Genomic DNA, 13,553 nt, shown 5'->3' on the forward strand with positions numbered 1-13,553 from the left:
GTTGCTTGGTCATCTGACACCTCGATATGGCGAGCATTCTCGCCTAAATGAGTGTCCGGTTTCATTAGACCACTACACTGTCGCCTGTATCGGCACAATGGCGAAATCCGCTATCAACTGCATTTTTGGCACAACCAGCTGGGGGTCAGCGCCGGCCAAGAATTCAAACTGTCGGTGGCTGACCAATGTTTCACCCTGATTCCACAGACAACCGTCGATACCCAGCCCCGGGTGGCGGACGATCAGCACGTCTACCTCGCAGAACGCGCGGTGCTTGAGGGCTCGCCGTCGTTATCGAAACACTGGTACTTGTTCGAGAACCGCCAGACATTGCTTGAGCAAGCCCTGTCCGCCCGTGCTGCAACCGTGATTGTGGCCATCGATAACAGCCACCAACTGCTGGAGCTGGCGCAGCAACTGCACGACTTGCGGGAAAAGTGCGGCCCGGAACTGAAAATCGTGGTTCGCGAGATGGAACCGGCCGTGCGCTATCGCGACGAGCGCCTGCTCCTGGCCTGCGGCGCCAATTTGATTGTCCCGGAAGGCACTGTGCTGTCGCGCTTTTTGAGCATGATCGAGAGTGTTCAGGGCCAACGCTGGCAATACAGCCAGAACAGTGACTTTGAAACCCTGCTCGAGCGCCAGCGGCCGCCGCAGGTCCGGGGACTGGTCAGCCCCCGGGAATTTTACGAAACCGTGGAGCAGATCTACACCGACAGTTCCGGCGAAGTCACCCATCAACTGCTCAAATTCCAGCCGGTGCCCGGTTTGGCGCCAGAGCTGTTTTTGAATCAAATGTGTCTGCGCCGCTTCGGTGACATGGCTTGCCTGCTCAATGGCGAGCTTTACCTGTTCCTGTTCGCCTGCCGCGCTGATGGTCTGGACCCGGCGCTGGGCAACATTTGCCGACTGCCCTGGCGCGACTTGTTCAATCAGCGGCACGTGCTCTCGGGGATGACCGACTTGCCCGAAGAAGCCTTCTTGAACGCCACCGTTACACCTGAAGGGCTGTCGATCCCCACTGAACATGTCGTGATGGCGCCGCAGGTTGCTCAAATCCACCCTCCGTTAATTGCGCAAAGCGTCGCGTTGCCCCTGAGTGAGCCTGCGTCATGACCTTTCTTGAGTTGCTCGAAGTCATTGTGCTGACCAGTGTCGTCACGGTAGTCCTGACACTGCTGTCACGCCGTTTTCGCCTGCGTCTGAAAATCTATTTTGAGCAGTACCTGCGTCCCCGCTACCTGAAGTCTCGCGGCGTACGACGCCGTGCACCTGCCAGTTCGTCTTCGAGAACGCCCGATGAGTCTGTTTAAGTCATCCCCCGCCCCCGCCAGAATCTCAGGAAAGTGGAAAGGGCTGGGGCTTTGGAACCTGTACTTCCTGGCCAAGTTTTTGTTGGCCTGGACGGGCCACCTGAATCTTCAGGTGATGCCTAACCTGATATTTGCCCTGGTGTTGCTGATTCCACTCGCCCATCCGCTCCTGCGCCGGGTGCGTACGCTCATTGCAATCCCGGTGGCGGTGGCGCTGCTGTATCAGGACACCTGGTTTCCACCCTTCAGCCGCTTGCTGGCGCAACCCGGCGTGCTCGACTTCTCGGTGGATTACATCGTCGAGCTGCTCGGGCGTTTCATCGACTGGCAAGTCTGTGCCCTGCTGTTGCTGTTGATCATCGGCTATGCCTTCCTCAACCAATGGCTGCGCTTGACCACCTTCACCTTGCTCGGTTTGTGCTGGATGAGTGTGGGCAACGTACAAGCCTTGTTGCCCCAAACCCTGCAAACCACAGAAGCACCGGTGGCCAGCGTAACGCCCGGCGTTGTAGCGCCTGCCGTGGTCACCAGCGAGCCAGACGATGCGACGCTTAATGCCTACCTGGAGAAGTTCTACCAGACCGAAGCCCAGCGCAAAGTCGATTTCAAGACGCCCGCCGTCGAGCCACCGCCGTTTGACCTGCTGGTGCTGAACATTTGCTCGCTGGCTTGGGACGACCTGGATGAAGTGGGTATGCGTGACAACCCGCTGCTTAATCAGATGGACGTGATTTTTGACAATTTCAATTCGGCCACCGCTTACAGCGGCCCGGCGGCGATCCGTTTGCTGCGCGCCAGTTGCGGTCAGGTCTCCCATGCCCAGCTGTATAAAGCCACGCCCGATCAGTGCCTGCTCTTCGAAGACCTGCGCAAGCTGGGCTTCAGCAACGAGCTGATGCTTAACCACACCGGGGAATTTGACGGTTTCTTGCAGGAAGTCCGCGATCAGGGTCATTTACCCGCCCCTGCGCTGGGCACCTCGCCCGGTGTGCCGCGTGCTTACGTGAGCTTTGATGGCTCACCGATCTGGCGCGACCGCGATGTACTGAGCAAGTGGTGGAAACACCGTCTGGAGCAGAACACACCCCACGCCGCGCTGTTTTACAACACCACCACCTTGCACGACGGTAACCGTATGGTCACGGCTGATGGCGGCACTCAACGCGCTGATTACAGCAGCCGGGCGCAAGTGCTGCTCGATGATCTGGACGCTTTTATCAATGAGTTGAAAAAAAGCGGACGCCGCGTAGTGGTCATGATCGTGCCCGAGCACGGTGCCGCCCTGCACGGCGACCGCATGCAGATTTCCGGCATGCGCGAAATTCCCAGCGACTCGATCACCCATGTGCCGGTGGGCATCAAGCTGATCAACATGGGCGACGATAAGCAGACGTCTCCCGTGCACGTCACCCAGCCCAGCAGTTACCTGGCAATTGCCGAGATCATTGCGCGCTTGTACGCCGACCCGGCCCTGAGCGAAGGCCAGCGCATCGACTGGTCCAAGGTGCTGGCCGATCTGCCGCAAACAGCAAAAGTGTCTGAAAACTCGGGGACGGTTGTACTGGATTACAACGGCAAGCCCTATGTGCGTATCAAGGAGAACGGCGGATGGCTGCCCTACCCACAGCGTTTCAAATAAGTGCCGATATCCTCACGCGCAACGAGCGTGCCGATGACATCGCCCGGCTCAAGTCGATGATGGACTTGCCTGATCTGCGCTATGTCGACGTCTCTGCACAAATGGAGCTTATGCAGTCGTTGGAGCGCTGGCCCTTGCTGGCCCATCTGGAAGCACAGTACAAGGCGACGCCCGGCGCTGAATCGCTCGGTCTGCAAACACGCTTGGAGAAAAAGCCATGATCGCCGCCAGCTTTCGCGGTATTCGTGGCGGCGTGGGCACCAGTGCCAGCCTGGCAGCCCTGGCGTATGCGCTGTATGCCATGGAGCAGAGAGTGCTGGTGGTGGACATGTGCCCGGAGAACACCTTGGGCCTGCACTTCAATCTGGACCTTGCACCCCACGGCGGTTGGGCGCGGGCCACGCTGGATCAGCAGCCCTGGAATGAATCAGCCTGGCGTGTCAGCGACCGGTTGTACGTGCTGCCTTACGGGCACGTCACAGAAACAGAACACGTTCAGCTGGATGCCTGGCTGTTACAACACCCTCAATTGTGGCGCCAGCGTCAGGCCGCGTTGGGTGACGCATTTGACTGGGTGCTGTTCGACTTGCCGCAACGTTTGCCGGGCCATGCGAGCAATCCACCGTGCGACTTCGCCTTCAGCGTGATTAACGCCGATGCCGCTTGCCATGTGCTGTTGCAAACCCGTCCCAAGGACAGCAACTGGCTGCTGGTCAACCGTTTTGATCCCGGCAGTCAATTGCAACGCGACCTGACCCTGATTTGGCAAAACCGCTACACCGCTTCTTTGATACCCATCAACCTGCACAGCGATGAAGCCATGGGTGAGGCGCTGGCCTGTCGTCAGCCAGTAGGCCGCTATGCGCCCGCCAGCTTGATCACGCAAGACATCATCAGCTTCGCCAGTTGGTGCCTGGTGCGTGGCCGGAGGCTGGAATGATCGGTCAGTGGTTTCCTTACACCCGCCTGCGCCGCGATCAGAACTGCACGCGCGTGACCGCTTTTATCCTTGCGCTGTTGCAAGCACTGGGCTGGATCTTCTTGCGCCTGGAATCGCCCAACTGGCAGGCACTGCAGGCACAACACAAACGCTTGTACCCGCATCTGGCCAACAAGCGCCCGTCCATTGGCGACCCGCTGCGGTATGCGATTCAAACCGTGTGGTTGCTGTTTGTACGCCCGATTGACGAAAACCATCAGCGCCGCCAACGGGCGCGACGTCGCTTCCGAGCGCGCCTTTTCGACCTCCTCAAAGTCGTGCAGCGCCCGTGGAATGCGCTGTCCGATGCATTTGCGCGCCTGCCCTCGACCATCAGCCCGCAGTTGGATGAAGGCTCGCGCAAATGGAGCGCCATGCGCTGGAAAACGCGCAAGGTGCTGTACATCGCGATCGGGATCGTGGCCTCGGTGCTGATTCTGATCTGCGTCACCGAACCGTTCGATTACCTGGCCCAATTGGTGTTCGTGATCCTGTTATGGGCCATCGCCATGCTGGTGCGCAGGATGCCGGGGCGTTTCCCGACACTGCTGCTGATCGTGCTGTCGATCATCGTTTCCTGCCGCTACCTGTGGTGGCGCTACACCTCCACACTGAACTGGAACGACGGGTTGGACTTGACCTGCGGTCTGATCTTGCTGGCCGCCGAAACTTACTCGTGGCTGATTTTGATTCTGGGTTATGTGCAAACCTCCTGGCCACTCAACCGCAAGCCTGCGCCCCTGCCTGCAGACACGCGTGAATGGCCGGTGATCGATCTGATGATCCCGACGTACAACGAAGAACTGGCGATCACCCGGGGCACGGTTTATGCGGCCATGGGTATCGACTGGCCCAAAGACAAACTGCGCATTCACTTGCTCGACGACGGCAATCGTCCAAGCTTCAAAGCCTTTGCTGAAGAAGTGGGCATCAACTACATCGCCCGTGCCGATAATCGCCATGCCAAAGCCGGTAACCTCAACCACGCGCTGACGCTTACCGACGGCGAGCTGGTGGCGATTTTTGACTGCGACCACATGCCCGCGCGCTCCTTTATGCAATTGACGGTCGGCTGGTTTATGGCCGACCCCAAACTGGCACTGGTGCAAACCCCGCACCACTTCCTCTCGCCTGATCCGTTTGAGCGCAACCTCGGCACCTTCCGTAACCGTCCCAACGAAGGGGAGCTCTTTTACGGGCTGGTTCAGGATGGCAACGACATGTGGAACGCGGCGTTTTTCTGCGGCTCTTGCGCCATTCTGAGGCGCTCGGCACTGGAGGAAATCGGCGGTTTTGCCGTCGAAACCGTCACCGAAGACGCCCACACGGCGTTGCGTCTGCACCGCAAGGGCTGGAACTCGGCGTACTTGCGCATCCCGCAAGCCGCCGGGCTGGCCACTGAAAGCCTGTCGGCGCATATCGGCCAGCGTATTCGCTGGGCCCGAGGCATGGTGCAGATCTTCCGCACCGACAACCCTTTGCTGGGCAAGGGCCTTAGCCTGTTCCAGCGAATCTGCTATGCCAACGCCATGATGCACTTTCTGGTGGGCCTTCCTCGGCTGGTGTTCCTCACCGCGCCGCTGGCGTTTCTGTTGCTGCACGCCTACATCATTTATGCCCCGGCCGTGATGATCCTGCTGTACGTGTTGCCGCACATGATTCACGCCAGCCTGACCAACTCCAGAATGCAGGGGGCCTACCGCCAGACCTTTTGGGGCGAGGTCTACGAAACAGTGCTGGCCTGGTACATCGCACGGCCGACCACCGTCGCCCTGTTCAGTCCGTCTCGGGGCAAGTTCAACGTCACGGCCAAGGGCGGCATCATGGAGGAAAACCAGTTCGACTGGCGAACCGCACGGCCTTACCTGGTGCTGTCAGCCCTCAACATGCTGGGCCTGGGGTTTGCGGTATGGCGGATCTTTACCGGGCCCAAAGACGAAATCATCACTATTTTTGTCAGTGTGCTGTGGGTGATTTACAACCTGTTGATTATCGGGGCTGCCGTGGCTGTTGCCGCGGAAGTGCGTCAGGTCCGCCAGACCCACCGGGTGCAAACCCGACTGCCGGGCGCTATCAAACTCAGCGACGGGCACAGCTACCCCTGCGAACTGGTGGACTACTCCGATGGCGGCGCCGGGCTGCAACTCAATGAGCCGCTGCAACTGCCGGTGGGCACGCCAGTGTCGCTGATCGTGCAGCGTGGTAATCGGGAATTTCTGTTCCCCGGCACCCTGACCCGTTCCGGCGGGCTGTTCATGGGGTTGAGCCTGTCGCAACTGACGCCACAGCAGCGGGTCGAGTTCGTTCAATGCACCTTTGGCCGGGCGGATGCCTGCCACCGGACCTGTTCGTATGGCGTAACCAGGGCATCCCGCTGCGCACCCAATACCGTTACACCGCGCCGTCGGCCAACGATGATTCGCGCCTGAACATCAGCCTCAACGACCAGTTCATCACCAGCCTGCCGTTGCAGGCCAAAGGCACCAGCAGCCTGGAAGAATTACGCCTGGCTGTGCTGGCCAACGACTCGGCCAACGCCACGGACAAACTCATCGTTCCGTCGCTGAAAATCGGTGACCGTAACCGCCTGCGCTTTGACTTCAACTTCGCCAGCACCGTCGGCAGCGCCCAACGCGACCGTTGCCAGACCATCTTGCCGGCCAACACCCAGGCAATCATTGACGAAGACTCCACCATTGACCTGTCGGGCTACCACCACTACATCAACATGCCGGACCTCAAAGCGTTTGCCCGCAGTGGTTTCCCGTTCAGCCGCATGGCGGACATGTCCGAATCCATTGTCGTCGTACCCCAGCACACCACCCCGACACTGGTCAGCACGTTGCTGGAGGCGGTGGCGGGCATTTCTGCACGCTCCGGCTACCCGGCCTTTGGCTTGCGCCTGAGCGACGACTGGAACAGCGCGTCCAAAGAAGACGCCGACTTGCTGCTGCTGGGGCAACTGGCGCCAGACCTGCGCGACAACCCGGACTTGAATGTGGTGTTGCAACGCCAGCGCGACATGCTGGTACAGCCTTATAACAACAGCGGTATCAAAGAGAGCAACCGTCGCGGACCGGCGGATATCGACAGCAACCAGCCTGCCAATCGGGTTGAAGTCAGCGCCCAGGCGCCGATTGCCGCGATCATGGGCATGCAGTCGCCGCACCACAACCAACGCAGTGTCGTCGCGCTGCTGGGCAACGACGACGCCGATTACAGCCTGATACGTGAAACCCTGGGCGATTCGGGCAAGCTCAACGCCGTGGCCGGTTCCGTGTCATTGATCCGTAACAGCGGCGTGTACAGCCAGTTGGTGGGTGATACCTACTACGTGGGCAGCCTGCCTTGGTGGCTGCTGCTGTGGTACCAGTTGTCGGAGCACCCGGTGTTGCTGGCAGCCCTGGCCGTCATCAGCATTTTGCTGACAGCGTTCCTGCTGTGGCGTGCCCTGCGTTGGGCTGCTGACCGTCGTCTGCACAAGGATGAATAAGGCATGAAAACACTGGCGGCACTCGTCCTGAGCGTGCCCATCGGATTGCCCGCTTCAGCGGTCGCGGTCACCTGTGACTGGCCCGCCTGGGACAGTTACAAAGCGGCGATGATGAGTCCTGACGGGCGCATCATCGATCGCTCGACCGAACAACTGATCAGCACCTCCGAAGGCCAGAGTTACGGTTTGTTTTTTGCCCTGTTGGCCAATGACAAAGCCAGCTTTGAACGCATCCTTGACTGGACCCGCAACAATTTGGCAGGTGGCAATCTGGAAGCCAACCTGCCTGCCTGGTTGTGGGGGCGTTCCAAGGACGGCAAGTGGCAAGTGCTGGACGCCAATAACGCCACTGACTCGGACTTGTGGATCGCCTACACACTGCTCGAAGCCGGTCGCCTGTGGGATGAGCCGAGGTACAGCACGCTGGGGCAAAACATGCTCTGGCGCAGTGCAGCGCAAAGTGTGCGCAAACTGCCCAAGCTGGGGTTGATGATGTTGCCCGGTGACGTGGGGTTCGATAAGGCTGATGGCTGGCGCCTCAACCCCAGCTACACGCCGCCACAATTGATGGCGCGCTTTGCCCAGTTGTCGCCGGTGTGGGCTGAAGTGGCGAACAATCAGCAGCGTATGTTGCTGGAAGGCTCACCGAAGGGGTTTGCCCCGGACTGGCTGATGTGGAAATCCGGCAGTGGTTGGGCGCCCGATACGCAGAACGGCAGCGCCGGTGACTACGACGCGATCCGGGTCTACCTGTGGGTGGGCATGCTGGCGGAGGATGCCGCCAACCGCCACACCTTGCAGCAGCATTTCGCGCCCATGGTCTCCCTCACCCAAACCCTGGGCTATCCTCCCGAAACAGTGGACGCCGTGACCGGCGCCTACAAAGGGAAAGGGCCAACAGGGTTCTCCGCTGCGTTGCTGCCCCTGCTGGCCAGCGCAGGCTCACCTGCCTACGCGGTACAAAAACAGCGTGTGCAGCAAGAGCCGCTGGCCACCGATGCGTACTACAACCAGTCGCTGGCCTTGTTTGGTCAGGGCTGGGATGAACAGCGTTACCGCTTCGACAAGAATGGACAGTTATTACCGGCCTGGATTGACACATGCGAACAATAAAAACATGGGCCTTTGTGCTCAGTGGCCTGTCCACCGCCGTGATGGCGCAACCCTCCAGTGTTCAGGACCAGCAGCAATGGCTGCTGGAACAAGTGCGCATCGGCGAAGCCATGTACCGCGAAGACCTGGTGCGTGACTCCCTGGCGCGGCTGGAACTGATTGCCCCGGATAACCCGCAGGCATTGGTGGCGTCGATTCGTCAGGCGCTGCTGGAGAAAAAACCGGACCTGGCCCGTGAGCGTCTGGCTCACCTGCAACAGGTCGCACCCGACTCAGCTGCCCTGCGCCAGGCGCAAAGCCTGATGAAGCTGCAAGACCCGCAGAACCAGAAAGCACTGCAAGAAGCGCGTCTGCTGGCCGCCGCCGGACGCCCTGAAGAGTCCAGTGCGGTTTTTGAACGCCTGTTCGGCGATGCGCCACCGGATTTCGCCACAGCGCTCGAATACCTGCGCATCCGCAGCAATATCCCCGGCCAGCGTCCCAAAGTGATTGAGCAACTGCGCACCCTCGACAGCCAATACCCCGGTAACGCGGGGTTGCGACAGACACTGGCCGATTTGCTGTTCAGAGAAAAGCGCCCGGCCGAAGCACTGGCGGTGCTCGATCAACTCTCCAGCGACCCGCAAGCCAGCAACGCGGCAGCCGATCGTGAATACGAATACTTGAAGAGCTTGCCGGTAGAGAACAAGACCGTGCAGGCCTGGCAGGCGTTTGTGAAGCGCTATCCAGCGTCACAGGCTGTGGTTGAAGCCAATCAGATCCTGCTCAATCAGCAACGCCTGCTGGCAGATCCGGCATGGGTCGCCGGTGCGCAAGGCAAGCAGATGATCGAGCAGCAGCGCTCGCCTGCGGTGGCAGAAGGACTGTTGCGCCGGGCGATCAAACGCTACCCCGACGATCCGAGCCTGTATGGCGCGCTGGGCCTGGCGTTGCTGCGCCAGAGCCGCTATGAAGAAGCCAATGCCACCTTCATCCTGGCGCGCAGCAAGGAGCAAGACACCTCTTACATGAGTCAGTGGCAAGACCTGATGGATGCCAGCCACTACCTGATGCTGCTCAGTCAGGGCGACAAGGCACTGGATCGCAAGGACTACGCTGCCGCACGCCGCGCGTTCGAACAGGCGCGCAAGGCCAAACCCCGCGATGCCGACGCGTTGATCGGGTTGGCGGCGGCCGCACGTGGCGAGCTCAATGACATCCAGGCCGAAGCCCTGTTGTTGCAGGCGCGCAAGCTGGAGCCCGGCAATGGCAGCGCCATTCGGGCCCTGGTGAGGTTGTACAGCGCGCAATCTGCGGATAAGGCCAAGGCATTCCTCAACAGCTTGCCCGCCTCCAACCAGCAAGAGTTTGCCGGGCTGCGTCGCGGTTTTGAACTGGACGAACTGAATCAGCAGGCCGATGCCGCTAGCGCCCGCAAAGACTGGCCACAGGTGGTGGCGTTGTTAAGCAAAATTCGCACGCTGACCCCGGACGAGCCCTGGCTCACCTACCGGCTGGCCAATGCGCAACGGGAGATCAACCAGCCCGGCGCCGCAGACGACAGTTTCAAACAATTGATGCGCCGTCAGGGGCAAAATCCCGAAGCGTTGTATGCCTATGCGCTCTACCTGTCGAGTACCGACCGCGATGCCAGCGCGCTGAGTGTGCTGGAACAGCTGCCCGGCACCCGCTGGACGGATGCGATGCGCGAATTGGGCGCCCGTCTGCAACGCAACCTGCTGGTGGCCCGTGCAGAACGCCTGCGTGAAGCCGGTCAGGAACCTGAAGCCATTGCGCTGCTGATGCAAAAGCCCAGCACCGACGACATGCTGACCGTGGCCCGTTGGGCGAGCGAGCGCGGCGACACCCTCCAGGCCGGCGCACTCTACAACCAGGTGCTGCAACAAGAGCCGGGCAACACGAGCGCCCGGTTGGGGCAGATTGAAACGCTGATCAGTGCCGGCCAATTGCCTGCGGCGCGCCAGCAATTGACCCAATTCACACCGGCCGCAGGCACCGAACTGAGTGCCTCTGAACAACGGCGGCTGGCCAATGCCTGGTCAGAAGTCGGGGAACCGGAAAAAGCCAGCGCCCTGTTCACCGAACTGCTCAAAAGCCCGCAGGCAGAGCCCGTGGTATACCGCGACGCGGCGCGCCTGATCGCGGCCAAGGCGCCGCAACAGGCCCTGGACTATTACGCCAAGGGCATGGCAGGTGCCGGGTTGATCACCCCTGAGCAAGCGAACCCGCGCGATAACCGCGCCATGACCTTGGCCAGCCGGGCCAAGGACAATGACGAATGGCTGCCAGGCAGCCTGCGCAGTGACGTCGATGAGCTGTACCAGCGCCAGAACCCGACGGTGCACCTGTATACCGACTACGGCTGGCGCTCGGACAACGCCTCGAAAGGCACATCCGATACCGATACCCAAACCACTATCCTGCAACTCGACCTGCCGGTGGTGGACGGCACAGGCTGGCTGCGAGCCGAGCAACTGGACATGGATGCGGGCAAGTTCAAGACCGACGATGACGGCTTGGTGCGCGAAAACTACGGCACGTGCTCCGTCGGTGTGGTTGCAAAAGGAACGTCAGAACCGGTGTTCTCGGGCTGTGACAATCACTCGCAATCGGCACGCGGCACGACCCTGGCTACCGGGTGGAAGAATGAAACCTGGGAAATCGACGTCGGCCGCACCCCGGACACGTTCAAGGTGCCCAACTGGCTGGGCGGCGTGTCGTACAGCAACAAAATCGGATCGGTGGGCTGGACGCTGACCGGCTCGCGTCGGCCCCTGAGCAACTCGATTCTGTCCTACAGCGGCGCGACGGATCGCAACACTGGCGTGACCTGGGGTGGCGTGACATCCAACGGCGTGACACTTGGGCTTAGCCACGACGAAGGCGGCGTGGACGGGGTTTGGGCCAGCCTCGGGCAACACTGGCTGCGCGGTAAAAACGTGGCCGACAACCATAAAAACACCGCCATGGCCGGTTACTACTACCGTTTGCGTGACAGTGCCGATGAGCGCATGCGCACCGGCCTGACCCTCATGTACTGGAGCTACGATCAGGATTTGAGCGAATACACCTTGGGCCAGGGCGGGTATTACAGCCCGCAGCAGTACTACTCGATCGGTGTGCCGCTCAACTACGCCTTTCGCACCGCCAACTGGTCGGTGTCACTGGAAAGCTCGGTCAGTTGGTCCCACTCCAAGTCTGATGGCAACGACCTCTACCCGCTCAACGGCTTGAACTCAAAACTGTTGGGGGCGCTGGACCAGGCGGGTTATGAACTGGCCGAGCCGTTGGGCAAGACGGCGTCCAGTGCCAGCAATGGAATAGGCTACAAAGTGCAGGGGCTGGTGGAACGCAGGCTGAGCGACAACCTGGTGTTGGGTGCAGGTGTGCTCTACCAGCACAGCGACGATTACGCGCCCAGCCGCGCGTTGATGTACCTGCGCTATACCTTCGATCCGTGGCAAGGCAACCTGCCATTACCGGTGGAGCCGCTGATTCCGTACGCAGACTTCAGATAAAAAAACGCGCCGCCTGCCCCGCAATGCCCTGTTACAAGGGCATCACCGGGGCAGGCGGCGCGTCGTTTTACAGCGGTTAATTAACGTCCCATGGCCCGTGCTGCGTCAGCGGTGTACTGATCGGCAGTGAATTTGCCTTCGTTCAGAATCGCCCCTTTCTTGGACTCGTTCGTCATCCCGTAACCGGTGTACTGGCCCGAGTTCAAGTCCATGAAGAATTGCGAACCTGCCTGCCAGGCGCTCATGTCCGGGTGGTAGAAGTAGTTGATCATGGCGTGCTTCCACAACTGCCCGCGGGAATCGTAGTTATCGGCCATCACCGAATGCCAGGTGTCCTCGTCAATGAACAGCACGCGCTTGCCATAGACGTGACGGTAGCCTTCCTTCAAGTCGGCTTCGAGCACCCACACACGGCGCAACTCATAGCGCATGTAGTCCGGGTTCGGGTGATTGACAGTCAACAGGTCAGCATATTTCGCCGTGCCCGCATTTGCCTTGTAGGCATTGGCCGGGATGTACATTTCACGCTTGCCGATCAACTTCCAGGTAAAACGCTCCGGCGAGCCGTTGTACAACCGGTCTTCGTCCACGGTCATGGTGCCGTTGGTGCCAATCATCGGCTGGTCATAACCATAACCCGGCAACTGGCGCACACGGCGGGTCGAAGGGCTGTAGGTCCAGGCCTGACGCGGGTCGGTCTTGAAGTTGTAGGGTTCGTGGGCAATGTTGATGACCCCGTTATCCCGTGCGGGCTTGAGGGTGGTGTTGTTGGTGTAGGACTGGAGCTTGTCCTCGGTGCGCGGCTCCACGGTCGGTGAGTTGGCAGGCGACAGCCCTTTGCCGTAGGCACGGCCCCACCCAATACTGCCATTGGGCAATACCGACGCCAGGTCGCTGGTTTTATCTTCCGTCCAGGCGCGTGCCGGCAATTGGTGGTTCCACAACAGCTCCATGCCGTTCTTCGGGATCGGGAACGGAATTTGCCCCAGCCCTTCGATGCCCATGCCGTCATCCACCAGCTTGGCATTCAACGCATTGCTCATGGCCCGGCGGCACACGTAGTCCGGGTAACGGTAATCGCGGTGGCCGGGGTAGATGTTCATCTTGTAGGTATCCGGGTAGCGCTTGAGCAGCGCTTTCTGGCCCTCGGACAGTTGATCGGCGTATTGCGCCATGTTCTGCGCGGTAATGACCAAAATCGGCTTTTCGTCAGCGTAAGGGTCGACCGGGTGGTCGCCGGAGAATTTGACGTGTTTCCAGCCCGGCACCTCCCCCAGGTACTTACCGGTGTAAGGCGGAATGGTGCCCGCCGCGTTACCGGCCTTTTCGGCGCCGACACAGGTCAGCTCCTTGCCCAATTTGGCCGCCTCTTCGGGGGACACCTGGGCCATTGCGGCACTGATCGCCAGTCCATTGACGGTCAGGGTGGCTGCGAGCATGACGCCTGTTCTTGTTATTTTCATGTATTGCCTCCTACGCGAATAAAGCTTGCTGGGGG

The 13,553-nt window shown here is 60.3% G+C and carries 8 protein-coding genes and 2 pseudogenes; 9 read left to right on the top strand and 1 reads right to left on the bottom strand.

Translation table 11 applies throughout. The annotated features are described in order from the left end of the window. Positions 1-51 precede the first annotated feature (51 nt). The 9 genes and pseudogenes from bcsE to bcsC all read left to right on the top strand — a co-directional run bounded on the left by bcsE (position 52) and on the right by bcsC (position 12,055). Positions 52-1,116: a cellulose biosynthesis protein BcsE gene (gene bcsE, locus CJF39_RS16510; protein WP_249275381.1), complete on the top strand. Its 1,065-nt coding sequence runs from the start codon at positions 52-54 to the stop codon at positions 1,114-1,116. Then, positions 1,113-1,313 carry a cellulose biosynthesis protein BcsF gene (gene bcsF, locus CJF39_RS16515; RefSeq protein WP_094994385.1) on the top strand — a complete coding sequence of 67 codons (201 nt, stop codon included), beginning with the start codon at positions 1,113-1,115 and terminating at the stop codon, positions 1,311-1,313. The genes bcsE and bcsF overlap by 4 nt, the downstream gene beginning before the upstream one ends. Then, positions 1,300-2,952 (top strand): cellulose biosynthesis protein BcsG, encoded by a 1,653-nt coding sequence (gene bcsG, locus CJF39_RS16520; RefSeq protein ID WP_094994386.1) that lies wholly within the window; start codon positions 1,300-1,302, stop codon positions 2,950-2,952. Before bcsF ends, bcsG begins: the two co-directional genes overlap by 14 nt. Beyond that, a complete protein-coding gene (gene bcsR, locus CJF39_RS16525; RefSeq protein WP_094994387.1) occupies positions 2,922-3,173 on the top strand; it encodes a cellulose biosynthesis protein BcsR in 252 nt (83 codons plus the stop codon). The genes bcsG and bcsR overlap by 31 nt, the downstream gene beginning before the upstream one ends. Beyond that, a complete protein-coding gene (gene bcsQ / locus CJF39_RS16530) occupies positions 3,170-3,892 on the top strand; it encodes a cellulose biosynthesis protein BcsQ (protein ID WP_094994388.1) in 723 nt (240 codons plus the stop codon). Before bcsR ends, bcsQ begins: the two co-directional genes overlap by 4 nt. Further along, positions 3,889-6,264, top strand: a pseudogene (bcsA, locus tag CJF39_RS16535) (UDP-forming cellulose synthase catalytic subunit); the annotation flags it as partial. The gene bcsQ and the pseudogene bcsA, both read left to right, overlap by 4 nt. Beyond that, a pseudogene (locus CJF39_RS16540) lies at positions 6,264-7,424 on the top strand (cellulose biosynthesis cyclic di-GMP-binding regulatory protein BcsB); the annotation flags it as partial. The pseudogenes bcsA and CJF39_RS16540, both read left to right, overlap by 1 nt. Before the next feature lie 3 nt (positions 7,425-7,427). Then, positions 7,428-8,537 (top strand): cellulose synthase complex periplasmic endoglucanase BcsZ, encoded by a 1,110-nt coding sequence (gene bcsZ / locus CJF39_RS16545; RefSeq protein ID WP_094994390.1) that lies wholly within the window; start codon positions 7,428-7,430, stop codon positions 8,535-8,537. Further along, positions 8,525-12,055, top strand: a complete 3,531-nt coding sequence (gene bcsC, locus CJF39_RS16550; RefSeq protein WP_094994391.1) for a cellulose synthase complex outer membrane protein BcsC — start codon at positions 8,525-8,527, stop codon at positions 12,053-12,055. The genes bcsZ and bcsC overlap by 13 nt, the downstream gene beginning before the upstream one ends. An 80-nt stretch (positions 12,056-12,135) precedes the next feature. Here bcsC and CJF39_RS16555 read toward each other — a convergent pair whose 3' ends face one another. Continuing rightward, complete coding sequence (locus CJF39_RS16555) at positions 12,136-13,518, bottom strand: DUF1329 domain-containing protein (protein ID WP_432760249.1); 1,383 nt, start codon at positions 13,516-13,518, stop codon at positions 12,136-12,138. Positions 13,519-13,553: the final 35 nt, after the last annotated feature.

Origin of the sequence: Pseudomonas lundensis (assembly GCF_002269125.1) — a bacterium.
In the GTDB taxonomy this organism is placed as follows: domain Bacteria; phylum Pseudomonadota; class Gammaproteobacteria; order Pseudomonadales; family Pseudomonadaceae; genus Aquipseudomonas; species Aquipseudomonas lundensis_A.

Coding starts and splice junctions, on each gene's coding strand:
- bcsF (WP_094994385.1), top strand. CDS start 1,113: ATGACCTTTCTTGAGTTGCTCGAAGTCATTGTGCTGACCAGTGTCGTC.
- bcsG (WP_094994386.1), top strand. CDS start 1,300: ATGAGTCTGTTTAAGTCATCCCCCGCCCCCGCCAGAATCTCAGGAAAG.
- bcsR (WP_094994387.1), top strand. CDS start 2,922: ATGGCTGCCCTACCCACAGCGTTTCAAATAAGTGCCGATATCCTCACG.
- bcsQ (WP_094994388.1), top strand. CDS start 3,170: ATGATCGCCGCCAGCTTTCGCGGTATTCGTGGCGGCGTGGGCACCAGT.
- bcsZ (WP_094994390.1), top strand. CDS start 7,428: ATGAAAACACTGGCGGCACTCGTCCTGAGCGTGCCCATCGGATTGCCC.
- bcsC (WP_094994391.1), top strand. CDS start 8,525: ATGCGAACAATAAAAACATGGGCCTTTGTGCTCAGTGGCCTGTCCACC.
- CJF39_RS16555 (WP_432760249.1), bottom strand. CDS start 13,518: ATGAAAATAACAAGAACAGGCGTCATGCTCGCAGCCACCCTGACCGTC.